This window comes from Actinomadura rugatobispora (assembly GCF_042656285.1).
GTDB classification, from domain to species: Bacteria; Actinomycetota; Actinomycetes; order Streptosporangiales; family Streptosporangiaceae; genus Spirillospora; species Spirillospora rugatobispora.
Window position 1 is genome coordinate 106,014 of sequence record NZ_JBHSON010000010.1, and the last position, 20,693, is coordinate 126,706.

20 protein-coding genes are annotated in these 20,693 nt (G+C 72.6%); 15 read left to right on the forward strand and 5 right to left on the reverse strand.

The annotated features are described in order from the left end of the window. Nucleotides 1–16 precede the first annotated feature (16 nt). On the reverse strand, nt 17–1,591 hold the full coding sequence (locus ACFPZN_RS09435; RefSeq protein ID WP_378281449.1) for a phosphodiester glycosidase family protein: 1,575 nt from the start codon (nt 1,589–1,591) through the stop codon (nt 17–19). A 298-nt stretch (nt 1,592–1,889) separates the two neighbouring features. Here ACFPZN_RS09435 and ACFPZN_RS09440 point away from each other — a divergent pair, with 298 nt between their 5' ends. The 3 genes from ACFPZN_RS09440 to ACFPZN_RS09450 all read left to right on the forward strand — a co-directional run bounded on the left by ACFPZN_RS09440 (nt 1,890) and on the right by ACFPZN_RS09450 (nt 5,350). Beyond that, nucleotides 1,890–2,861: an LLM class flavin-dependent oxidoreductase gene (locus ACFPZN_RS09440; RefSeq protein ID WP_378281450.1), complete on the forward strand. Its 972-nt coding sequence runs from the start codon at nt 1,890–1,892 to the stop codon at nt 2,859–2,861. Nucleotides 2,862–2,984: 123 nt separating this feature from the next. Continuing rightward, nucleotides 2,985–4,121, forward strand: coding sequence for an acyl-CoA dehydrogenase family protein (locus ACFPZN_RS09445; RefSeq protein WP_378281451.1), 1,137 nt, complete (start codon nt 2,985–2,987; stop codon nt 4,119–4,121). Next, the gene (locus ACFPZN_RS09450) at nt 4,118–5,350 is read left to right on the forward strand and encodes an acyl-CoA dehydrogenase family protein (RefSeq protein ID WP_378281452.1); all 1,233 of its coding nucleotides are present in this window, start codon (nt 4,118–4,120) and stop codon (nt 5,348–5,350) included. The genes ACFPZN_RS09445 and ACFPZN_RS09450 overlap by 4 nt, the downstream gene beginning before the upstream one ends. 50 nt (nt 5,351–5,400) lie before the next feature. Here the strand turns inward: ACFPZN_RS09450 and ACFPZN_RS09455 are convergent, their stop codons facing one another. Then, entirely contained in the window at nt 5,401–6,006 is a 606-nt protein-coding gene (locus tag ACFPZN_RS09455; RefSeq protein WP_378281453.1) for a TetR/AcrR family transcriptional regulator, read from the reverse strand. A gap of 90 nt (nt 6,007–6,096) precedes the next feature. Here ACFPZN_RS09455 and ACFPZN_RS09460 point away from each other — a divergent pair, with 90 nt between their 5' ends. From ACFPZN_RS09460 to ACFPZN_RS09470, 3 genes are all read left to right on the forward strand, one after another. Then, nucleotides 6,097–6,621, forward strand: coding sequence for a nuclear transport factor 2 family protein (locus tag ACFPZN_RS09460; protein WP_378281454.1), 525 nt, complete (start codon nt 6,097–6,099; stop codon nt 6,619–6,621). 214 nt (nt 6,622–6,835) lie between these two features. Continuing rightward, nucleotides 6,836–7,291 carry an ester cyclase gene (locus tag ACFPZN_RS09465; protein WP_378281455.1) on the forward strand — a complete coding sequence of 152 codons (456 nt, stop codon included), beginning with the start codon at nt 6,836–6,838 and terminating at the stop codon, nt 7,289–7,291. A gap of 40 nt (nt 7,292–7,331) precedes the next feature. After that, nucleotides 7,332–8,657, forward strand: coding sequence for an LLM class flavin-dependent oxidoreductase (locus ACFPZN_RS09470; protein WP_378281456.1), 1,326 nt, complete (start codon nt 7,332–7,334; stop codon nt 8,655–8,657). Nucleotides 8,658–8,661: 4 nt separating this feature from the next. On the opposite strand, the gene ACFPZN_RS09475 is transcribed toward ACFPZN_RS09470, so the two are convergent. Further along, complete coding sequence (locus ACFPZN_RS09475) at nt 8,662–9,303, reverse strand: TetR/AcrR family transcriptional regulator (protein WP_378281457.1); 642 nt, start codon at nt 9,301–9,303, stop codon at nt 8,662–8,664. Nucleotides 9,304–9,395: 92 nt separating this feature from the next. On the opposite strand from ACFPZN_RS09475, the gene ACFPZN_RS09480 reads away from it, so the two are divergent. From ACFPZN_RS09480 to ACFPZN_RS09505, 6 genes are read left to right on the forward strand one after another with little or no spacing between them, the layout of a single operon-like run. After that, entirely contained in the window at nt 9,396–10,967 is a 1,572-nt protein-coding gene (locus ACFPZN_RS09480) for an ABC transporter substrate-binding protein (protein ID WP_378281458.1), read from the forward strand. After that, on the forward strand, nt 10,964–12,106 hold the full coding sequence (locus tag ACFPZN_RS09485; RefSeq protein WP_378281459.1) for a zinc-dependent alcohol dehydrogenase: 1,143 nt from the start codon (nt 10,964–10,966) through the stop codon (nt 12,104–12,106). The genes ACFPZN_RS09480 and ACFPZN_RS09485 overlap by 4 nt, the downstream gene beginning before the upstream one ends. After that, nucleotides 12,103–13,086 (forward strand): ABC transporter ATP-binding protein, encoded by a 984-nt coding sequence (locus ACFPZN_RS09490; protein WP_378281460.1) that lies wholly within the window; start codon nt 12,103–12,105, stop codon nt 13,084–13,086. The genes ACFPZN_RS09485 and ACFPZN_RS09490 overlap by 4 nt, the downstream gene beginning before the upstream one ends. Next, nucleotides 13,087–14,043: an ABC transporter ATP-binding protein gene (locus ACFPZN_RS09495; RefSeq protein WP_378281461.1), complete on the forward strand. Its 957-nt coding sequence runs from the start codon at nt 13,087–13,089 to the stop codon at nt 14,041–14,043. Continuing rightward, nucleotides 14,040–14,984: an ABC transporter permease gene (locus ACFPZN_RS09500; protein WP_378281462.1), complete on the forward strand. Its 945-nt coding sequence runs from the start codon at nt 14,040–14,042 to the stop codon at nt 14,982–14,984. The genes ACFPZN_RS09495 and ACFPZN_RS09500 overlap by 4 nt, the downstream gene beginning before the upstream one ends. After that, the gene (locus ACFPZN_RS09505; RefSeq protein ID WP_378281463.1) at nt 14,947–15,807 is read left to right on the forward strand and encodes an ABC transporter permease; all 861 of its coding nucleotides are present in this window, start codon (nt 14,947–14,949) and stop codon (nt 15,805–15,807) included. The genes ACFPZN_RS09500 and ACFPZN_RS09505 overlap by 38 nt, the downstream gene beginning before the upstream one ends. Nucleotides 15,808–15,820: 13 nt before the next feature. On the opposite strand, the gene ACFPZN_RS09510 is transcribed toward ACFPZN_RS09505, so the two are convergent. Next, nucleotides 15,821–16,633 (reverse strand): mycofactocin-coupled SDR family oxidoreductase, encoded by an 813-nt coding sequence (locus tag ACFPZN_RS09510; RefSeq protein WP_378281464.1) that lies wholly within the window; start codon nt 16,631–16,633, stop codon nt 15,821–15,823. Between the two features lie 30 nt (nt 16,634–16,663). On the opposite strand from ACFPZN_RS09510, the gene ACFPZN_RS09515 reads away from it, so the two are divergent. The 3 genes from ACFPZN_RS09515 (at nt 16,664) to ACFPZN_RS09525 (ending at nt 19,778) form a co-directional block, all read left to right on the forward strand. Next, nucleotides 16,664–17,866, forward strand: coding sequence for a cytochrome P450 (locus ACFPZN_RS09515; RefSeq protein ID WP_378281465.1), 1,203 nt, complete (start codon nt 16,664–16,666; stop codon nt 17,864–17,866). 136 nt (nt 17,867–18,002) lie between these two features. Further along, nucleotides 18,003–18,761: an SDR family NAD(P)-dependent oxidoreductase gene (locus tag ACFPZN_RS09520; RefSeq protein ID WP_378281466.1), complete on the forward strand. Its 759-nt coding sequence runs from the start codon at nt 18,003–18,005 to the stop codon at nt 18,759–18,761. Nucleotides 18,762–18,884: 123 nt separating this feature from the next. Next, complete coding sequence (locus ACFPZN_RS09525; RefSeq protein WP_378281467.1) at nt 18,885–19,778, forward strand: acyl-CoA thioesterase; 894 nt, start codon at nt 18,885–18,887, stop codon at nt 19,776–19,778. A 7-nt stretch (nt 19,779–19,785) separates the two neighbouring features. Here ACFPZN_RS09525 and ACFPZN_RS09530 read toward each other — a convergent pair whose 3' ends face one another. Then, on the reverse strand, nt 19,786–20,499 hold the full coding sequence (locus ACFPZN_RS09530; RefSeq protein WP_378281468.1) for an IclR family transcriptional regulator: 714 nt from the start codon (nt 20,497–20,499) through the stop codon (nt 19,786–19,788). Nucleotides 20,500–20,693 lie beyond the last annotated feature (194 nt).

Consider the following 20,693-nt stretch of genomic DNA (forward strand, 5'->3'; position numbering starts at 1 on the left):
CCCGTGCCCGGGCCGGTTACGGGCGGACGAGCAGGACGTTGCCGAGCGAGCGCTGACCGGTGGCGTCGGAGGGCCGGTTCACGATGCCGGTGCCCGAGGTCACCATGACGCTGGAGCCGCCGCCGTCGAGATTCAGCGCCTCCCGGGCGCCGAGCAGCTTCATGAGCTCACCGGTCTGGGCGATCCCGAGCCCTTCGCTGTAGCCGTCCTGCCTGCCGTCGACCACCACCAGCATGAGCCGGCCCCGGCCGTCCATGCCGATCATCGAGCGCGGGTTGCTGCGCAGGGCCCAGTTGTAGGTGAACGTCTGGTCGGTGCCCTCCCGGATCAGCCCGTCGGCCACCGCGTTCACGTTCACCTTCCCGTCCCTGACCAGGGTCGGGCCGACCTGCAGGATCGTGGTGTCCGGCGTCAGCGGCACGCGGCGCCCCTTGCTGTCCTCGACCCGCTCACTCACGCGCAGCCGATCGCCCGCCTTCACATGCCCGAGCAGCCAGGCGGCGCTCTCACCGATGGCCTGCACGGTGGAACCGCCGGCCGGGACGCGCGCACCGCGTGAGGTGTTCACCGCCGTCACCCGGTCGTGGGCGTCCAGCACGGCCTCGGCGCCCGCGCCGGCGGGCGGCGTGCCCCATTCGGGGGTGAAGAGCACCAGTTCGCTGGCGTCGGTGCACTTGAGGTCGTGCTGCGGCTTCTCGGTCGGCTGGTCCCCGCCCACACCGCCGCAGTTCCAGATCTCACCCGGCAGCCGGTTGACGCCGTCGATCTCGACGGTCTCCCGGCCGGCCCGCAGCCGCACGTGCGCGGTGTAGGCGTCCACGTCCACCGCGCGCCCACCCTTGGTGATCTTGATTCCGCCCCGGCCCTGCGTGGCCGAGCCGATCAGCCTGCCGTCCTTGACGTACATGCCGCCGGGCGCGCTGTTGTAGAACCACTGCGCGTTCACTCCGGCCACCGCGCCCGCCGCGGCGGCGAGGTCGGTCAGCTTCTCCGTGCCGTTCAGCGTCGGGCCGAAATCGGTGCCGACCGTGCCGCCGAACTCGCGGAAGTCCACGCGGAGCACATGCACCTTCTGGGGCGCCCCGGCATCGGTGCCGTCCTGCGCGGTGTAGCGCGTACCGCCCGCGAACCCGGCCGCCCTGATCGTGGACAGCGCGCTCGTCGCCTCGGCGCCGGTGGCGTACCGCCCGACCCGGACGGTCCAGCCGACGGGGCCGGCCGGACGGTCGGCGAACGCGGGCGAGGAGACCTCCTCCAGCCGCGGCTCGAACCCCTTCGCCCGCAACGCGCCGACCACGCGATCGGCGATCTCCTTCGCCCCCAACGCGGTGTTGGCCGTATTGAGCTGCCCGTCGACCGTGCCCGGCAGGTACACCTGGACGGTCCAGAAGTCGCCGGCGTCCTTGGCCCCGAGCGACAGCGAGGTCAGCGTCACCCCGGACGCCACGGTGGTGGTCACCGGCGCCGCGCTCAAAGGCAGCCCGCCGCCGAAGAAGGACTCCCGCGGGGACGGGGCCGCCGTCGCCGCGGGCACGTTCACGGCCAGTACGGCCGCGGCCACCGCCACGGCCGAGAGGGTTTTCGGGCGCATGCAAGTCCTCCATGTCACGGTAAAAACAAGCATGATCAGACAAAGGCCGACGGATGGCCCGAAACCGTCCTCGAAGGGTCTGCCGCGCAACATGACGTGAACAACTGCGCCGGCGCGCACGAGCTGACCTGCCCGGATGGCTGAACGATCACGCCCCGGGCCCGGCGCGTGCGCGGCTCGGGAGTTGACCGCGGCTCCCGGCGGCGTTCCAAAAGCAACAGTTTTGCAATCCTTGCAATGAAAGAGGCGGGGTGTCTAGCATGCGGATCCGAGGCCGAGCGTGCGGAAGGCGATGTCAGTGACGGTTGAGCTGTCGTGCGGGCTGCCGCCCGGTCCCGCGTTCGGCGATCTGGCGGTTCTGGCCGAGAAGCTGGGCTATGCACGGGTCTGGATCTTCGACTCGGCTCCGCTGTGGGAGGACCCGTTCGTCCATCTCGCCCTGGCCGCGGAACGCACGTCGCGGATCGGGCTCGGCACCGCGGTCCTGATTCCGAGCGAGCGGTCGGAGATGGCCATGGCGTCGGCGATCGCGGCCATCGCCCGGCTGTCCGGCGGCCGGTTCCGGGCCTGCTTCGGCACGGGCGCCACCGCGCGCCGCACCATGGGCCGGCGGCCGCTGACACTGCGCGCCCTGGAGGAGTACGTAGCGGCCGTGCGCGGGCTGCTGGCGGGCGAGACCGTGACGATCGAGGATCAGCCTGCCCGGATGCTGCACGCGGAGGGCCTGGCGGCGCCTCGTCCCATCGACGCGGAGATCTGGTTGAGCGCGTTCGGTCCGCGCGCCATTGAACTGGCCGCACGCATCGCCGACGGCATCGTCGGCCAGTCCGTACACCCCGCGCTTCCGATGGCGACCATGCGGGCGGGCACGGTGCTCGAACCGGGTGAGGACCGCGGCGCCCAACGGGTGGGCGAAGCGGTCGGCCCATGGCAGGTGGTCGCCTTTCACGAGGCCTACGCCATCGGCGGGGCCGCGGCGGTCGACGCGATGCCCGGTGGGCAGGAGTGGCGGGAGGCGCTCGAACGACTCGCTCCGGAAGGCGAACGCCACCTGCTGGCCTACGAGGGGCACGTCACCCATGTGACGGAGCGTGATCTTCCTCTGGTCGGCTATGACCACGGATTTCCGACGCTGATCGGAGAGGCGGACGAGATCCGGGACGGCCTGGAGCAGCTGGGGGAACGCGGCGTGCGAGAAGTGATCTACACGCCGAGCGGACCCGACGTCGCCCGCGAACTGCGCACCTTCTCGGCCGCGGCGCGCAGGTGATGATCTCCGGTGAGCCGGTGGACCGCTCACCGTACGGCGCCCCGGAGACAGGTCGCCCGGCCCGTCGACGAGAATTACGTTCTGATATCATGAAAACATGGTTCTCCTCATGGGCGGCGGCAGATGATCCTCGACTTCACCCCAGACCAACGGCTGTTCCACTCCACGACCAAGGACTTCCTGGAGCGCACGGCGCCTGTCGCCGCCGTGCGCGAGCTCGCGGACTCCGGCGGCGGGTTCGACCGCGACTGGTGGCGGCGGGGCGCCGAGCTCGGGTGGACGGCGCTGCTGGTGCCGGAGGAGCTCGGCGGCGGCTCGGTCTCCGGGTCGCCGGTGACGGAGTTGACCATCGTCGCCGAGGAGATGGGCCGCGCGTGCGCCCCCGGCCCGCTGACCACGACCAGCGCCGTGCTGGCCGGCCTGGCGCGCGCGGGCGACCGGTTCGCCGCCGCCATCGAGGCGATCATGAGCGGCGAGACCGTCGCGAGCTGGGCGTTCTACCGGCCGGGCCGCGGCCTCTCCCTTGACCACGCGTCGCTCTCCGCCCGGGCCGAGCCCGACGGGGAGGGGTACCGCCTGTCCGGCGAGGTCGACCGGGTGGAGTCCGGTGACCAGGCGGGGGTGTTCCTGGTCACGGCGGGCTCGCCCGGCGGGCCGGTGCAGCTGCTGGTGCCCGCGGACTCCCCCGGCGTCACCGTCACGCCGACCTGGACGCTCGACGTCGTCCGCCGCACGGCCCGGGTGGGCTTCGCCGATGTCGCCGTCCCGCCGGACGCGGTGGTGCAGCGCGGCGCCGAGGCCGCCGCCGCGGTCGAGGCGCAGCTGCAGATCGCGGCCGCGCTCGCGGCGGCCGAGATGGCCGGCGCGGCCGACCGCACCTTCGAGTTCACCGTGCAGTGGATGTTCGACCGCTACACCTTCGGCCGCCCCCTGGCGTCCTACCAGGCGCTCAAGCACCGCATGGCCGACAACAAGACCTGGCTCGAAGCCTGCCACGCGACCGTGTCGGCCGCGGCGCGGGCGCTCGACGACGACCCCGCGGAGGCGGCCGAGGCGGTGAGCGCCGCCAAGTCGTTCGTCGGCGCGAAGGCACCCGTGATCATCCAGGACTGCGTCCAGATGCACGGCGGCATCGGCGTCACCTGGGAGCACGACATCCACCTCTACCTGCGCCGCGCCACGCTCGACCGCGCGCTGTACGGGACGCCGGAGGAGCACCGGCGCCGCATCACCGACCTGCTCGACCGGAGGGCCGCATGACCACCGACGACCTCGAATCCGTCGAGAGCTTCCGGGCGAGGGCGCGCACCTGGCTCAAGGAGAACATGCCTCCGGCGCCCGACGGGTACAGGTGGCAGGGCGACGACGCGTCGTGGCCGCGGGCCAGGGAGCTGCAGAAGATCCTCTACGCGGGCGGGTTCGCCGGCATCTGCTTCCCGAAGGAGTACGGCGGGCTCGGCCTCACCCCCGCCCACCAGCGCGCGTTCACCGAGGAGTCCCTCGGCTACGAGATGCCGCTGGCGCTGAACGTGCCGACGTTCTCCATCTGCGCGGCGACGATCCTCGACATGGGCACCGAGGAGCAGAAGCGCGCGCACATCCCGGCGGTCATCAAGGGCGAGGAGGTGCTGTGCCAGTTCCTGTCCGAGCCGAACGGCGGCTCCGACCTGGCCGGCCTCACCACCCGCGCGGAGCGCGACGGCGACACGTGGATCCTCAACGGCTCGAAGATCTGGAGCACGTTCGCCTTCGCCGCCGACTACGCGCTCTGCCTGGCCCGCACCGACTGGGACGTGCCCAAGCACCGCGGACTCACGATGTTCCTGATGCCGGTGCACGCCGAAGGCGTCACCATCCAGCGCATCAAGCAGACCAACGGCTCCGACGAGTTCTGCCAGGAGTTCTTCGAGAACGTCGTGCTCCCGGCGGACGCGGTGGTCGGCGAGGTCAACGACGGCTGGACGGTCGCCAGCCGCCAGCTGTTCCACGAGCGCACCGCGGTCGGCGGCGGCTCGCCGTACACCAGCGGAGCCCGGCCGCGCAGCGGCGGCGAGGTGCACGACCTGCTCGACCTCGCCGAGCGCACCGGCCAGCTCGACGACCTCCGGGTCCGCGAGGACATCGGCGAGGCCAAGGCGATGCGCCTGGTCGAGGAGCAGATGATCGCCCGCGTCTCCCAGGCGATCAAAACCGGTGCGATGCCGGGCCACGCCGGGTCGCTCCTCCGCCTCTTCCACGCCGAGACCGTGTGGATGCAGACCGACGCGGCGCTGCGGATCGCCGGAGCCGTGGGCGTGACCGGCGAACCGGGCCGCGACCAGGACCCGACCGACGTCGGCGAGGACTTCATCTACCGCCAGGCCTCCGGGCTCGGCGGCGGCAGCACCGAGATGGCCCGCAACATCATCAGCGAACGCCTGCTCGGCATGCCGCGCGAGCAGGCCGCCGACCGGGACATCCCGTTCCGCCAGGTCAAGACGGGCCGGTAACCGGCCAGATCGGACGGCACCGACCGTGAGCCGGTCGGTGCCGTTCCGCGTCACCCCGCAAGGCCGCCGAGGGTCAGGTCGAGGAGCCGGCGGCCGCCGTCCTCGGGGCGGTTGCGGCTGACCGTCCAGGCGATGCCGCTGACCAGGTCGAACAGCTCCTCGGGCGTGACGTCGGCGCGGACGGCGCCGGCCTCGCGGGCCCGGTCGAGCAGCGTCCGCGTGATCTCCTGCATGCTCGCGCAGGTGACGCCGAGCGCCGAGTTCCGGCTCCCCGCCGCGTCGAGGACGCGTCCGGGCAGGTCGCCGTACGTGCTGACCTGATCGATCATCGCCAGCAGCCACGCGCGCAGCGCCTCCGCGGGACGCGGGGCGGAGACCAGCTCGGTGCCGCGCCGGTGGGTGGCGGCCATGTTCTCGGCGAGGGCGGCGACGAGCAGGTCGTCGCGGTTGGGGAAGTGCCGGTACAGCGTCGCCGAGCCGACGCCCGCGGCACGGGCGATCTCGTCGATCGAGGTCCCGGCGCCGTCGCGCAGGAACGCCCGCTGGGCGGCGGCGACGACGGCCTCGTAGTTGCGCCGGGCGTCGGCGCGCTTCGGCTTGCGCGGCCCGAACTCCGGAGGTGCGCCCGGAGCGGATGCCGGTGCGGCGCCCGTCACTTTCGCCTCCCTTGACACTAAGCGGGGACAGACCCCATATTACCGATGCGGGGAGCGTCCCCGTTTTTCATCATAGCGAGGTTCGGCCAGATGACCCAGGAAACGCGCACGGAACGTGACATCGACGGCCGGGAACCCGGTCCGGCCGACCCGCTGGCGATCCTCATGGCGGAGCGGGAGATCTACAGGACCTTCTACCGCTTCTTCCGGATGGCCGACCTCGGGCGGTTCACCGACATCGGCACCGCCTGCTTCACTCGCGACGCCCTCATCGAGTACGACGTGATGCCCGGTCCGACGCAGCGCTTCCACGGCCGGGACGCGTTCGCCGCGTTCATGTCGGCGGGCGGCCCGCGGCGGGAACCGCGGGTGGCGCACGTCGTCGGCCAGACGACCATCGACTGGATCTCCGGCGTCCCGCACGTCGAGGCCTACGCGACCGTGTACCACTGGGCGGCCACGCGCACACCGCTCGGCGAGCACCGTCCGGCGGACTGGACGGTGGTCGGCCTCGTCCAGGACACCTTCGCCCAGGAGGACGGCCGATGGCTGATCAGCCGGCGGCACGTCGAGCCCGTGGCCGGACTCGTCGCGGTGGGCACCGCCCCGCGGTGAAACGGCCGGGCGCCCTCGGCGCCCGCCACGACCACGGCGCGGTCCGGCTTGCGGGATCCGGCCGGGTGTGAGATAGATCCTAAGGAAATCTATAACGATGACTTCAAGATTCCATATCTGTAGCTTCAGTTCGGCGGGCGGGCGGGTGTGGCCTGCCTGGACGCGGCCCCCTCCCCCGACGCCGAGGCCCCTCACGCGCCGAAAGGAACGCCCCATGACCGTTGAGGACATCGCCAGGACCAACAAGGAGATCCTGCGCGCGTACTACGCGGGCGGCTCGCGCGACGGGTCCTCCGGCGGGGACGCCGACGACCGGCTGGCCGAGTTCTTCCACGAGGACGTCGAGCTGCCGGCGAACACGATGCCGAACGGGCGGCAGGGCCTGGCGGGGCTCCGGGAGCACAACCGGTACCTGGCGACGAGGCTGAAGGGCCGTCCGGTGACGGTCGAGACGATGATCGCCGAGGGCGACAAGGTCGCCGTGCAGCTGACGGTGCGCGGTCAGGTGATCGGCGAGGTGATGGGGCTCCAGCCGAGCGACCGGGAGTTCGAGATCGAGGAGCTCATGATCTTCACGTTCCGCGACGGCAAGGTGAGCCGGGTCGACCGTGTCGCCGACCGCTACGCGCTCGTCGAGCAGGTCGGGCAGGGCAGCATCACCGTCGGCTAGCGGACCGCCCGGCGCACGCACTCGACAGGGGCAGGGAACTGTGACTCGGCAAGGCGATCGACGGCTCCACGTCAACCTCCATCTCGACCAGGCGGGCCATCACATCGCCGCCTGGCGCCGCAACGGCCACGACCTCTCCCGGTACGACGACATCACCTACGACATCGAGCTCGTGCGGCTCGCGGAGCGGGGCCTGCTCGACTCGATCTTCATCGCCGACGCGCCGATGCTCCTGCACAACGCCAGGTACCGGGTGCCGTTCCTGGAGCCCATCACGCTGCTGGCGGCGTACGCGGTGGCGACCAGCCGCATCGGCCTGATCGCGACGGCCTCGACGACCTACTTCGAGCCGTACAACCTGGCCCGGCAGTTCGCGTCGTTGGACCGTATCAGCGGCGGGCGCGCCGGCTGGAACATCGTCACGACGGCGCTGACCGGGGCGGCGCGCAACTTCGGCGACCGGGAGCTGCGCGACCACGACGGCCGCTACCGCGACGCCGAGGAGTTCGTCGACGTGGTCACCAAGCTCTGGGACAGCTGGGAGGCCGACGCCGTCGTCGCCGATCCCGCCGGCGGGGTGTTCGTCGACACCGGCAAGGTCCACGCGATCGACCACCGCGGGCGCGTCTTCGACGTCGCGGGGCCGCTGAACGTCCCGCGCTCCGCGCAGGGCCGCCCGCTGCTCGTCCAGGCGGGCGCCTCGGAGGCGGGGCGGAGCTTCGGCGCCCGGTTCGGCGAGGTGATCTTCACCAACCAGCTCTCGCTCGAGTCGGCGCGGGCCTACTACGCCGACATCAAGCGCCGCGCCGCCGGCTTCGGGCGCGCACCGGAGGAGATCTTCATCCTGCCGGGCATCAAGCCGGTGCTCGCGAGCACCGAGGCCGAGGCCCGGCGGCGGGCCGCCGAGCTCGCCGAGCTCATCGAGCCCGAGATCGGCCGCACCATCCTGACCTGGCAGGTCGACGGCATCGAGCTGCCCGAGATGCCGCTGGACGAGCCGTTCCCGGACCTGACGGCGACGCTGCCGCCGGAGGTGCGGAGCCGGTACGCGCGGCTGGTGGAGATGGCGCGCCAGCACGACATGACGACCGGCCGGCTGCTGCGGCGGCTGGCGGCCGGCACCCATCGCGAGTTCATCGGCACCCCCGAGATGCTGGCCGACGACATGGAGGAATGGTTCCGCGCCCACGGGGCTGACGGCTTCACCCTGCAGCCGCAGGAGCTTCCGGAAGGGCTGGAGGTCTTCGTCGACCACGTCGTCCCGATCCTGCAGCGGCGGGGCCTGTTCCGCCGCGAGTACGAGGGGACGACGTTGCGCGACCTGTTCGGCCTGCCGCCCGTGCCGAGCCGGCACGCGGTCGGGTGACGCCCTACGGCGCGTAGGCGCGCAGGAACGCGTCGACGCCCGTCCGCTCGGTGCGGCGGACGGCGTCGGGCGGGACGGGCCGCGTGCCCAGCGCGCTCTCGGCGTCGAGGTCGGCCCAGATGAGGGCGATGAAGTGGCTGCCGGCGCGGGCCGGGTCGTCCATCCGCAGGCGGCCGGCGTGCGCCAGCTGCGCCATCCGGCCGGCGAGCGCGTCGAGGGAGGCGTCCCGTCCCGGCCTGTTCACCGTGTCGGCGAACAGGTCGGGGAAGCGGCCGATCTCGGCGTAGATCAGCCGCCGGATCGCCCAGGCGTCCGGGTCGAGCATGCAGCGGGTCAGGTTGGCCGCCAGTTCGAGCAGGGCCTCGCGCAGGTCCTCGGGATCGGCGGGGAAGGCGGCCAGCGCCTCCAGCGTCCTGGCGTTCAGGCGCTCGTTGGCGGCCCCGATCGCGTAGCGGAAGAGCTGCTCCTTGTTGCCCATGTGGTTGTAGATCGTCGGCGTCGCGACCTCGGCGGCCTCGGCGATGTCGTCCATCGTGGTCGCGGCGTACCCCTTCGCGCCGAAGACCCGCTGCGCGGCGCGCAGGATGGCCTCGCGCTTCTCGACGCGACCGCGCAGCGGCGGGCCGGGCGGGGTGTCGGTCGTCACGCGAGGAGTTTAGTGGACGGCCCGCCGCATATTCCCTACTATAATGGTCGTAAAAGTTAGCTACAGCGGCCGTTAAAGAACGGGATGAACGCATGAGACGCTGGATCATCGTCGCGGCGGCGGCCGCGATCGCCCTCGGCGGTTGCGGCTCGGGCGCGCAGTCCGGCGGCGCCGGCCGCTCCGGTGGTCACGCGACGCTCCTGACGACCCTGCAGCCGCCGACCTTCGACCCCGCGTCGATCGCCTCGGTCGGCGCCGTCGAAGGTCCGCTGGGCTACGCGGTCTACGACAACCTCTTCCGCGTCGACTACGCCGCCGGCACGGTGATCCCGCGGCTGGCGGAGTCCATCACGCCCGACGAGGCCGCGACCGTCTGGACGATCAAGCTCCGGCCGGGCGTCACGTTCAGCGACGGGACGCCGCTGGACGCCGGGGCGGTGAAGTTCAACTGGGACCGCATCAAGGACAACCCCCAGCTGGGGTCGGGGTGCTCCACGACGATCGAGGACTTCAAGGCGATCGACGTCAAGGGGCCGCTCGAACTGCGGATCACGCTGCCCGAGCCGCGCGGCAGCCTCCCGCAGCAGCTGTTCGGCAGCGGCCAGGTGCGCAGCGGGACGTGCACGAACATCGCCTCGCCGGCGGCGCTGAAGAAGCACGGGAAGAGCTACGGCACGAGCCCGCAGACCACGGTGGGGGCGGGCCCGTTCGTGCTCAAGGAGCTGGTGCCGGGCAGCCATCTCACGCTGGAGCGCAACCCGCGCTACTGGGACGCGCCGCGCCCCTACCTGGACAAGCTCACGGTCAGGCAGGCGCCCGACATCACGACCTCGGTCAACGCGGTCATGTCCGGCGCCGCCCACGTCGCGAGCGTGATGGCGTTCACGCCGGACATCACGCGCTACAAGCAGGCCGGGTTCCGGTACCACCTGCAGCCGATGAACGGCGCCGCGATGGTGATCTTCAACGCGTCCCGGCCGCCGCTGGACGACCCGCGCGTCCGCCGGGCGCTGACGCTGGCGACCGACCTCGACGACCTCACCAAGAAGAACTTCGCCGAGACCGTCAGCCCGTCCGACGGCTGGCTGACCAGATCGTCCCTCTTCTACGACGCCGGGCGCGCCGCCCAGCTCAGGCAGCCCACGAACGACCTCGCCGAGGCGCAGCGGCTGATCGACTCCTATGTCGCCGAGAAGGGCGGCCCCGTGACGGTGACGGTGCCCGCGGCGCCCACCGCCATACCGACCTTCACCACGCTGCAGCAGCAGTGGCGGCGGCTGAAGAACGTCCAGGTGAACATCGAGACGGTGACCGGTCAGGTCGCGACCCAGCGGCTGCTCGCCAACCAGGCTCAGGTCGCGCTCAACCAGTCCGGCGCCAACGACCCCGAGGCGATGGTCGCCTCGTTCGGCACCGGCGGGCCGCAGAACTACCTGAAGTGGTCCGATCCCCAGCTCGACGCGATCCTGGCCAAGGCGCGGCCCGAGACCGACCCGGCCCGCCAGAAGGCGCACATGGTCCAGGCCGCCGAACGGCTGGTCCAGCTGAACTGGTTCATCATGCTGTACCGCCCGGGTGCTCCGACGCTCGTCGCGAAGGACCTCACGAACGTCAAGCTGCACGACCCCTCGCAGGTCGACCTGGCCCAGCTGAGGTTCAGGTGACGCCCGGGACCATGCTCGCCGCCGTCTCCCACGAGGGCGAGTCGCACTTCCGCCTGGAGCGGGTCCCGGTGCCCGAGCTCGGCGACGGCGACGTCCTCGTCCGGGTGGAGGGCGCGTCGATCAACAGCTCGACGCTGCTGCGCTGGCGGGAGCTGCCGTGGTACCACCGGCTGCCGGCGATCATCGGGATCCACGCGGCGGGCACGGTCGCCGCCCGCGGCCGGCACGCGTTCGGGACGGCCGTCGGCGACCGCGTGCACGTCGACCCGACGCTTCCCTGCGGACGCTGCGACGCGTGCCTCTCCGACAACGGCGTCTCCTGCCGCGAGGGCGTCGTGGTGATCGGCTCGGATCCGGGCGAGGGCGCGAGCGCGGCGGCGCGAGAACGGTACGCCCACTACTCGTCGGGGTGCTTCGCCGAGTACTGGCGCGTCCCGGCCACCGCGATCAACCGGGTGCCCGACCACGTGCCGTTCCCGGTCGCCGCCGGGCTCGGCCTGCTCGGAGTCTCCTACCACGCGCTGACCGCCGCGCGCCCGCCGAGGGACGCGACGATCGTGCTCACCGGCGCGACCGGCGGCAACGGCGCGGCCGTCGTCCGCCAGGCGCCGCTGCTGGGCGTCGGGCGGGTGCTGGCGGTCGGCCGCTCGGCGGAACGGCTGAAGGCCCTGCGGGAGCTGGCGCCCGAGATCGTCGAGCCGCTCGTGCTCGAACCCGGCTGGGAGCGCGACGACGGCCTGACGCGGGCGATCCGGGAGCGCACCGCCGGGAAGGGAGCCGACGCGCTGCTCGACTTCCTGCCCTCCGGGCACGCGATCACCGCGCAGGCGCTGTTCGGTCTGCGGACCGGCTCGCGGGCCGTGCTCTACGGCGGCGACGGCACCGAGCAGCTGGCGTTCGACTACGTCCGGGCGATGCCGGTGTCGCAGTACCGGCTGCTCGGCGAGCGCGGGCACGGCCGGCGCGACATGCTGGAGATCCTCGGCCACCTGGAGGCCCGCCGGCTCGACCCGGCCCCGCTCGTCACCCACCGCTTCCCGCTGGAGGCGATCAACGACGCCGTCGACCTGCTCGACGCGCACCGCGCGGGCGCGGACGTCACCAAGTGGTTCGTCACGATCGAACCGGCCGCGCCATGAGCCCGCCGCTGATGGAGGTGCGCGACCTGCGGCTCCGCTACCGCACCGGGCGCGGCATGGTGCACGCGGTGGACGGCGTCAGCCTCACCGTCGAACGCGGCGAGACGCTCGGCCTGGTCGGCGAGTCCGGCTGCGGCAAGACGGCGTTCGCGCGCGCGGTCACGGGGCTGGTGCCCGGGAACGACGCGCAGCGGAGTGGATCGGTCCTGTTCGCGGGAGAGGACCTGCTCGCCCTCGACGACGAGGCGATGCGGTCGGTGCTGGGCACCCGGATCGCGATGGTGTTCCAGTCCCCGCTGACCTCGCTGAACCCGGTGATGCGGATCGGCGCCCAGCTCACCGAGGGCCTGCGGCTGCACCGCTCGCTCTCCAGGGCCGCCGCCCGCGCCGCCGCCGCCGACCTGCTGCGCTCGGTGCACATCGCCGACCCCGAGGCGATGCTGCGGCGCTACCCGCACCAGCTGTCGGGCGGCATGCGGCAGCGGGTGATCATCGCGATCGCGCTGGCCTGCGGGCCCGAGCTGCTGCTGGCCGACGAGCCGACCACCGCGCTGGACGTCACGGTGCAGGCGCAGATCCTCGACCTGCTGGCCGAGCTGCGGCGCGAGCGGGGGATGGCGACCGTCCTGGTGTCGCACGACCTCGGCGTGGTGGCGACGCGCACCGACCGCATCGCGGTGATGTACGCCGGCAAGATCGTCGAGTACGGCCCGACGCGGGCGCTGTTCCGCCGCCCCCGGATGCCCTACACCGAGGCGCTGCTGGGGGCGATCCCCCGCCTGGACGCCGAGGACCGCGGCCCGCTGCGCACGATCCCGGGCAGCCCGCCGAGCCTGCTCGACCCCGGCCCCGGCTGCCGCTTCGCCCCGCGCTGCGCGCACGCCGGGCCGCGCTGCCTCGCCGAGGAGCCGCCGCTGCGCGAGGCCGGGACGCCCGGGCACCGCTTCGCCTGCTGGCACCCGATCGGGACGGAGCCGTAGATGACGCCGAAACTCGAAGTCGACCGCCTGGCCGTCGAGTACCCCGCCCCGGGCGGCCGCACGGTGCACGCCGTGTCCGGCGTCAGCTTCGCGCTGGCCCCCGGCGAGACGCTCGGGCTCGTCGGCGAGTCGGGCTGCGGCAAGTCGACCACGGCCAGGGCGATCGCCCAGCACGTCCGCGCGACGGGCGGGACCGTGCGGCTCGACGGCCGCGACCTGTCGACGCTGCGCCGGGGCGAGCTGCGGCGCGCCCGCACCCGGCTGCAGATGATCTTCCAGGACCCGGTCTCCTCCCTGAACCCGCGCCGCCGCGTCGAGGACATCGTCGGCGAGGGCCTGCGCATCTGGGGGCTGGGCGACGCGCGGGAGCGGGCCGAGAAGGTCCGGACGGCGATGGAGGCGGTCGGCCTGTCCTACGACCCGGCGGCGCACCGGCGCCGCGGGCAGTTCTCCGGCGGCCAGTGCCAGCGCATCAGCATCGCCCGCGCGCTGGTCCTCGAACCGGAGGTGCTCATCTGCGACGAGCCGGTGTCGGCGCTCGACGTCTCCGTCCAGGCGCAGATCCTCAACCTGCTGGTCGACCTGCGCGGGCGCCACGCGCTGACGATGCTGTTCATCGCGCACGACCTCGCGGTCGTCAGGCACGTCAGCGACCGCGTCGCGGTGATGTACCTGGGCAGGATCTGCGAGATCGCCACGCCGGACGCGCTCTACCGGCGACCGCTGCACCCCTACACGCGGACACTGCTGGACGCGATCCCGGTCCCCGACCCGGACGTGCGGCCCGCCCCCGCGCCGCGTTCCGACGGCGTCCCCTCGCCGCTCGACCCGCCCTCGGGCTGCCGGTTCCGGACGCGCTGCCCGCGCGCGAGCGAGCGCTGCGCGGCCGAGGAGCCCGCCGTCCGCGAGGCCGCCCCCGGGCATGCCGTCGCCTGCCACCACCCGCTCGCGGCATGAGGGCCGTCGCCCGCCTCCTGGCCCGGCTGGTCGCGACGTTCCTCCTGGTCACGTTCGCGGCCACGCTGCTGCTGCAGCTCACGCCGGGGTCGCCGGCGACGGTCATGGCCGGGGACAACACCTCGCCGGCGGTCGTCGACGCCATCAACCGCCAGTACGGCTTCGACGATCCGCTCCTCGTCCGCTACGGCGACTGGCTCGCGGGCCTGTTCCGGGGCGACCTCGGCATCTCCTACCTGAACAGGCAGCCGGTGCTCGACACGATCCTGCGGCGCTTCCCGGTCACCTTCGAGCTCGCGCTGCTGGCCACGCTGCTGGCGCTCGCGATCGCCGTGCCGCTGGCCGTCCTGTGCGCCCAGCACCAGGGCTCGCGCCTCGACCGCCTCGTCGGCGCGCTCGGCTCGGCCGGAGTGTCGGTGCCCTCGTTCGTGGTCGCGATGACGCTGATCTACCTGCTCGCCTACCGGACGCACGTCTTCCCGCTCATCGGCTGGACGCCGTTCACCGAGGCCCCGCTGGAGAACGTGCGCGGCGCGGTGCTGCCGGTGGTGTCGATCGCGCTGGCCGACACGGTGGTGCTGCTGCGCGTGCTTCGCGCCGACCTGATCCAGACGCTCCAGCAGGACTTCATCGCCCTCGCCCGTTCCAAGGGACTGCCCCGCCGGACCATCATGTGGAGGCACGCTCTGCGCCCCTCGTCGTTCTCGCTCCTCACGCTGAGCGCCCTGACGCTCGCGCGCCTGCTGGCGGGCACCGTGCTCGTCGAGACCATCTTCGTGCTGCCCGGCCTCGGCACGCTGCTGCTGGAATCGATCACCAACAAGGACCTCGTCACCGTCCAGGGCACGGTCGCGTTCATCGCGATCGCCTTCCTCGCCGTCAACTTCCTCGTGGACCTGCTCTATGGCCTCCTCGACCCCCGCACCCGCGTCCGCGCGTGAGCGCCGGCGGCGCCCGCCGCCGGCCGTCGCCTGCGCGATCGCCTGGCTGGCACTGGTCATCGCGGCCGCGCTCACCGCGGACCTGCTGCCGATCAGCGACCCCGGCGTGGACGTCGGCCACGGCGTGCAGACGCCGCCGTTCGAGGTCGCCGGGCAGCTGCCGGGCACCGACGCGCAGGGGCGCAGCATCCTCTCGCGGCTGATCTTCGGCGCGCGCGTCTCGCTCGCGGCGGCCGCCGCGGCGCTGGTGATCGCGGTCGTGCTCGGCCTGCTCGCCGGCATCACCGCCGGCTTCGTGCGCGGGAGGTTCGACACCGCGGTCGGGCTCGTCGTGGACGCGACGCTGGCGTTCCCGGGCCTCATCCTGCTGCTCGCGCTGGCGGCGGTGCTCGGCCCCGGCATCCCGACGATCATCATCGGGCTGTCGATCGCCGCGTTCCCGTCGTTCGCCCGGCTGGCGCGCAGCGGGACGCTGCGGCACGCCGACGCCGAGTACGTGCTCGCCGCGCGCGGGCTCGGCGCGCGGCGCGGCACGATCCTGCTGCGCGAGATCCTGCCGGTCGTCGCGCCGCCGGTGTTCGCCTACGCCGGCGTGATCGCGGCCGTGCTCGTGCTGGCCGAGGCCGCCCTGAGCTTCCTCGGGCTCGGCGTCGTCACCCCCACCCCGAGCTGGGGCAACATGATCGCCGACGGGCGCAACCATCTGCAGACCCGGCCGCACCTCGTCTTCGTGCCCGCCACCGTGCTGTTCCTGACGATCCTGTCCTTCAGCGTGGTCGGCGAGTGGCTGCGCGGCCGCTCCGACGAGCAGGCGAGGCTGTGACGTGCCCGGAGCCCTAGGGCTTGTTCGTGCCGCCGGCGTCGACGGTGAACTGCAGGCCGGTGACATAGCGGGCCTCGTCCGAGGCCAGGAAGAGCACGGCGTTCGACACGTCCCGCGGCTCGACGGCCGGCGCCAGCGGGTTCATCGCGCTCATGGCGAAGAGCGGTTCGCGCGCCGCGAGCTCCTCGGGCGGCGGTCCGAGGCTGAGCCCGGTGCCGCTCACGCCGGTGGGGTGCACGGTGTTCACGCGGATCCTGTGCGGGGCGAGCTCGTTGGCGAGGGCCTTCATCAGCCCGACGACGCCGTGCTTGCTCGCCACGTAGTGGGCGTAGGGGACGTGCCCGCGGATCCCGGCGGCCGAACTGATCAGGACGACCGAGCCGCCCTCCCCGGCTTCGATCATCACGGGGACCGCCGCCCGCACCGTGTTCCAGGCGCCCTTGAGGTTGACGTCCATGACGAGGTCCCACGCCTCCTCGGACAGCTCCCACGCGCTTCCGGCGCTGATCACGCCCGCGTTCGCCACGACCGCGTCCAGCCGGCCGAACTCGGCCGTCGCCGCGTCGACGGCGGCGCGGAGGTCGGAGACCGAGCGCACGTCGGCCGGCAGCGCGACGCAGCGGCCGCCCGCCCGCCTGACCAGCTCGGCGGTCTCCTCCAGCTGCTCCTTCGTGCCCAGGGAGTAGGCGAGGACGTCACCGATGTCGCGGCACACGTCGGTGACGACGACGTCCGCCCCCTCCTCGGCCAGGCGCACCGCGTGGGAACGACCCTGGCCGCGGGCCGCTCCTGTCACCAGCGCGACCTTGCCCGTCACACGCCCCATGGCCGATCACCCTACCGCGGAGGAGTGAGAATGGGACCCGTGCAGAGCAACGAGCAGTCGTGTCCTGTCGTGAATCTCGATTACTCGGCCCACCGCCCGCAGGGCGAGTGGATCCGGACGTTCGACGAGCTGCGGGCCGAGGCCCCCTGGTACCGCAACGACTTCGGCCCCGGCTTCTGGATGATGCTGAACCACGAGGGCATCCTGGAGATCCTGCAGAACCCGGAGGACTTCTCCAGCAGCTCCGTGGTGGCCATGGATCCGGATCCGGCGTACCGGTGGATCCCGGAGATGCTCGACGGGGAGGAGCACCGGGAGTGGCGCCGGCAGCTCGCGCCCGCCTTCTCCCCCAGGGCGATCGTCCGCCTCGAGGACCGGGTCCGGTCATGGGCGCGCGAGGTCATCGACCGTATCGCCGAGCAGGGCTCGTGCGACTTCATGGCGGAGTTCGCGCAGATCTACCCGACGACCATCTTCCTCGACCTGATGGGCCTGCCCGCGGCGGAGCTGGACACCTTCATGGAGTGGGAGCACCAGATCCTGCGCTCTCCCAAGACCGAGGAGGGCCGGGTGCTGCGGATGCGGGCGATGCGCGCGGTGACCGGCTACTTCGCCGAGGTCGTCGCCCGCAAACGCAGGGAGCCCGGAGACGACCTCATCAGCGCGGCCCTCCGGTTCCGGATCGGCGGGAAGCCGGTCGGTGAGGAGGACCTGCTGGCGTTCTGCCTGCTCATGTTCATGGCGGGGCTGGACACGGTCACGGCCACGCTCGGCTGGAGCTTCCTGCATCTCGCCCGCAACCCCGAGGACCGCGAGCGCATCGTCGCCGATCCGGAACTGATCCCCGGCGCGATCGAGGAGTTCGTCCGGGCCTACGCGATCGTGCTGCCGGGCCGCAAGGCCACCCGCGACACGGAGGTCCAGGGCTGCCCGATCAAGGAGGGCGACATGGTGCTGCTCCCGCTCAACGCCGCCACCCGCGACGACGGCGCCTTCGACGACGCGCGCACCGTGCGGATCGATCGGAGCCCCAACAACCACATCGGCTTCGGCGCCGGCCCGCACCGGTGCCTGGGGTCCCACCTCGCCCGCCGCGAACTGAGGATCGCCTTCGAGGAGTGGCACGCCCGCATCCCCTCCTACCGGCTGGCGGACGAGGGCTCCCGGGAACTGCTGGAGTCGGGCGGCCAGCTCACCCTGACCACTCCGCTGCACCTGACTTGGGACGTCTGACCACCGTCTCCGCGCCCCCGGCCACCACCGGGATCCGCTCATGGGACTCCGGTCTCAGCGGGCGATGAGAACGGGCCTATCCTACGGCGAGATCGGCAATCCGATGGGCCTTGCGCCGAGAGCGACGGAGGAGCACATGGAGATCAAGGGCAAGAAGGCGGTCGTGGTCGGCGGCGCGTCCGGGATGGGCCGGGCCACCGCGGAACTGCTGGCGGCGCGCGGCGCCGCCGTCGCGGTCCTGGACCGCGAGGGCTCGGCGGGCCCGGACGTCGCCAAGGCCGTCGGCGGCCCCTTCCACCCCGTGGACGTCACCGACTTCGCCGGCACCGAGGCGGCCCTGGCCGCCGCCGTGGCCGACCTGGGCGGCCTGCACGTCGTCGTCACCACCGCCGGCGGCGGCGTCGCCCAGCGCACCCTCGGCAAGACCGGCCCGCACGACCTGGACGCCTTCCGCCAGACCGTCGACCTCAACCTGATCGCCTCCTTCAACATCTCCCGGCTCGCCGCCGCGCACATGAGCACCAACGAGCCCGAGGACGAGGAGCGCGGCGTCATCATCAACACCGCCTCCATCGCCGCCTTCGAGGGCCAGATCGGCCAGGTGGCCTACACCGCCGCCAAGGCCGGCATCGCGGGCATGTGCCTCACCATGGCCCGCGACCTGGGCTCGCTCGGCATCCGCGTCCTGGCCATCGCCCCGAGCCTCTTCTCGACCGGCATCACCGCCGGCATCCCCGACGACTTCGCCAAGGCCCTCACCAAGGACGCCGCCTTCCCCAAGCGCATGGGCCGCCCCGAGGAGTACGCCAAGCTCGCCTACGCCATCGTCGACAACCCCATGCTCAACGGCCAGTGCCTCCGTCTGGACGGCGGCCAGCGCTTCGCCCCCCGCTGACACGTCCCACGGCCGGACCGGCGCGGAACGGCTCGTCCCCCCGCAGTGGGCCGGGACGAGCCGTTCCCCTTCCGCATCAGTCCGATCCGACCAGTACCACCCATGGACGACCGGCAGGAGCCTATGGAGATCACGGAGAGGCCGGGGCTCGCCCGCCTCCTCACGCTCGAACCGGTGGGCGGGAACCTGCTGCGGGCCGCCGCCGAGGACGCGCCCTCGCACCCGGGGGCGCGGCTGTTCGGCGGGCAGGTGGCCGCGCAGGCCCTGATGGCGGCGGGCCACACGGTCCCGGCGGATCGGGCGGCGCACTCGGCGCACGGCCACTTCCTGAGGGCGGGCGACCCGCGGCTGCCCGTCGACTACCGCGTCGAGGAGATGCGCGCCGGGTCGAGCTTCACCACCCGCCGCGTCGTCGCCGAGCAGAACGGCGCCGCGATCTTCCTTCTCACCGCGTCCTTCCAGGTCGAGGAGGAGGGACTGCGGCACCAGACCCCCCGGTCCGCGGCGCCCGATCCGGAGACGCTGCCGCCCGCGATCGAGGCCATGGCGAGCGCCGGAGAACCCTCGCTCAGTTGGTTCCGCACCTTCTCCGCCACGTTCCCCCTGGACCTGCGCTTCGACGGGGAGCTGCCGCGCGTCGCCGTCGCGCGCGGCGAGCGCAGGCCCCCGAAGCAGCGCTTCTGGCTGCGGTCCGCACGGCCGCTCGGCGACGACGCCCTGCTGCACGCGGGCGCGGCGGCCTTCGCGACCGACGTCTTCCTGCTCTCCTCGTCGCTGCCGCCGCACGGGTTGAAGGCGGGCGACCCGGGCCTGGTCTTCGCGAGCCTGGACCACACGGTCTGGTTCCACCGGCCCTTCCGGGCCGACGAGTGGTTCCTCTACGACCAGGAAAGTTTCTGGGCCGACCGGGGCAGGGCGCTGTGCCGCGGCCTGATCTTCGACCGCGAGGGCGTGCTCGTCGCGACGGTGATGCAGGAGGCCCTGGTCCGCGCGCCGCGCACCCGGCCGGGGCCCTGAGGCACGGCTAGGGCCGGCCGGGGTCGTCGGAGCGGGTCGGGCGCAGGGCGCGGCCGACTCTCTGCGCCGCCTGCACGATGTGCTTCTCGGCCGCCTTCGCCTGGTCTTCCCGGTGGGTGATGAGGTTGAGGCAGGTGCGGGGGACGGTGTCCGGGATGGAGGCGGCGATGGCGTACGCGCCGACCAGTATCTCGCCCTCGCTGGTGGCGTAGCCGCGCTCGCGGGTCCGGGCCACGGGCGCCGGTTCGCCTTCGCGCGGCGGCGCGGCGGACAGGAGCGCGTAGCCGGCGGCCCCGCGGTCGATGGGGGTGCGCATCCCGGCCTTGAACGCGATGTGGTGGGAGGTCGTCGTGGGCTCCACCAGGACGATCGCGACGGCCTCGTCGCCCTCGGCGACGAACAGCGCGACGGTGCAGCCGAGGTCGTCCGCCGTCTCGCGCATGATCGGAAACGCGGCCTCGCGCAGCGCGGGCAGGTAGGTGTCGGCGAGCGTGGCCAGCCGGGCCCCCGGATGGTACGTGCCGTTCTCCCCGTGCGCGACGAAGCCGAAGTCGGCGAGCGTCTGCAGCAGCCGGTAGGCGATGGACCGGTGGACGTCGAGCTCGCGGGCCAGCTCCTGGACGGTCATGCCGCCGCTCGACTCCACGACCGTCAGTAAGGCGCGCAGGCCGCGCGCGAGCGTCTGGCTGCCCACCTGCGTGCGTCCCGTGGATCCTGCCATGTACGAGGCCCCCTCACCCATCACCCGGCCGGCCCTGCACCGGCGCCCGGCGGCGTTGACGGCCCGCTGGACCGGTCCCTACCATGTGCACATATATCGAGCACGTGTATGTAAATAATGATACAGCATCGAGGGTAGGCGCGCGAACACGGCGCGCCGCCCGGTGGCGTCGGCACCGGCCGCAGCCCGAACGT

What these genes read in the sequence shown, in the direction of transcription:
- ACFPZN_RS09505 (WP_378281463.1), top strand. Translation starts at nt 14,947, where the DNA reads ATGGCCTCCTCGACCCCCGCACCCGCGTCCGCGCGTGAGCGCCGGCGG.
- ACFPZN_RS09450 (WP_378281452.1), top strand. Translation starts at nt 4,118, where the DNA reads ATGACCACCGACGACCTCGAATCCGTCGAGAGCTTCCGGGCGAGGGCG.
- ACFPZN_RS09435 (WP_378281449.1), bottom strand. Translation starts at nt 1,591, where the DNA reads ATGCGCCCGAAAACCCTCTCGGCCGTGGCGGTGGCCGCGGCCGTACTG.
- ACFPZN_RS09495 (WP_378281461.1), top strand. Translation starts at nt 13,087, where the DNA reads ATGACGCCGAAACTCGAAGTCGACCGCCTGGCCGTCGAGTACCCCGCC.
- ACFPZN_RS09510 (WP_378281464.1), bottom strand. Translation starts at nt 16,633, where the DNA reads ATGGGGCGTGTGACGGGCAAGGTCGCGCTGGTGACAGGAGCGGCCCGC.
- ACFPZN_RS09515 (WP_378281465.1), top strand. Translation starts at nt 16,664, where the DNA reads ATGGGACCCGTGCAGAGCAACGAGCAGTCGTGTCCTGTCGTGAATCTC.
- ACFPZN_RS09465 (WP_378281455.1), top strand. Translation starts at nt 6,836, where the DNA reads ATGACCGTTGAGGACATCGCCAGGACCAACAAGGAGATCCTGCGCGCG.
- ACFPZN_RS09500 (WP_378281462.1), top strand. Translation starts at nt 14,040, where the DNA reads ATGAGGGCCGTCGCCCGCCTCCTGGCCCGGCTGGTCGCGACGTTCCTC.
- ACFPZN_RS09445 (WP_378281451.1), top strand. Translation starts at nt 2,985, where the DNA reads ATGATCCTCGACTTCACCCCAGACCAACGGCTGTTCCACTCCACGACC.
- ACFPZN_RS09525 (WP_378281467.1), top strand. Translation starts at nt 18,885, where the DNA reads ATGGAGATCACGGAGAGGCCGGGGCTCGCCCGCCTCCTCACGCTCGAA.
- ACFPZN_RS09460 (WP_378281454.1), top strand. Translation starts at nt 6,097, where the DNA reads ATGACCCAGGAAACGCGCACGGAACGTGACATCGACGGCCGGGAACCC.
- ACFPZN_RS09480 (WP_378281458.1), top strand. Translation starts at nt 9,396, where the DNA reads ATGAGACGCTGGATCATCGTCGCGGCGGCGGCCGCGATCGCCCTCGGC.
- ACFPZN_RS09490 (WP_378281460.1), top strand. Translation starts at nt 12,103, where the DNA reads ATGAGCCCGCCGCTGATGGAGGTGCGCGACCTGCGGCTCCGCTACCGC.
- ACFPZN_RS09530 (WP_378281468.1), bottom strand. Translation starts at nt 20,499, where the DNA reads ATGGCAGGATCCACGGGACGCACGCAGGTGGGCAGCCAGACGCTCGCG.
- ACFPZN_RS09520 (WP_378281466.1), top strand. Translation starts at nt 18,003, where the DNA reads ATGGAGATCAAGGGCAAGAAGGCGGTCGTGGTCGGCGGCGCGTCCGGG.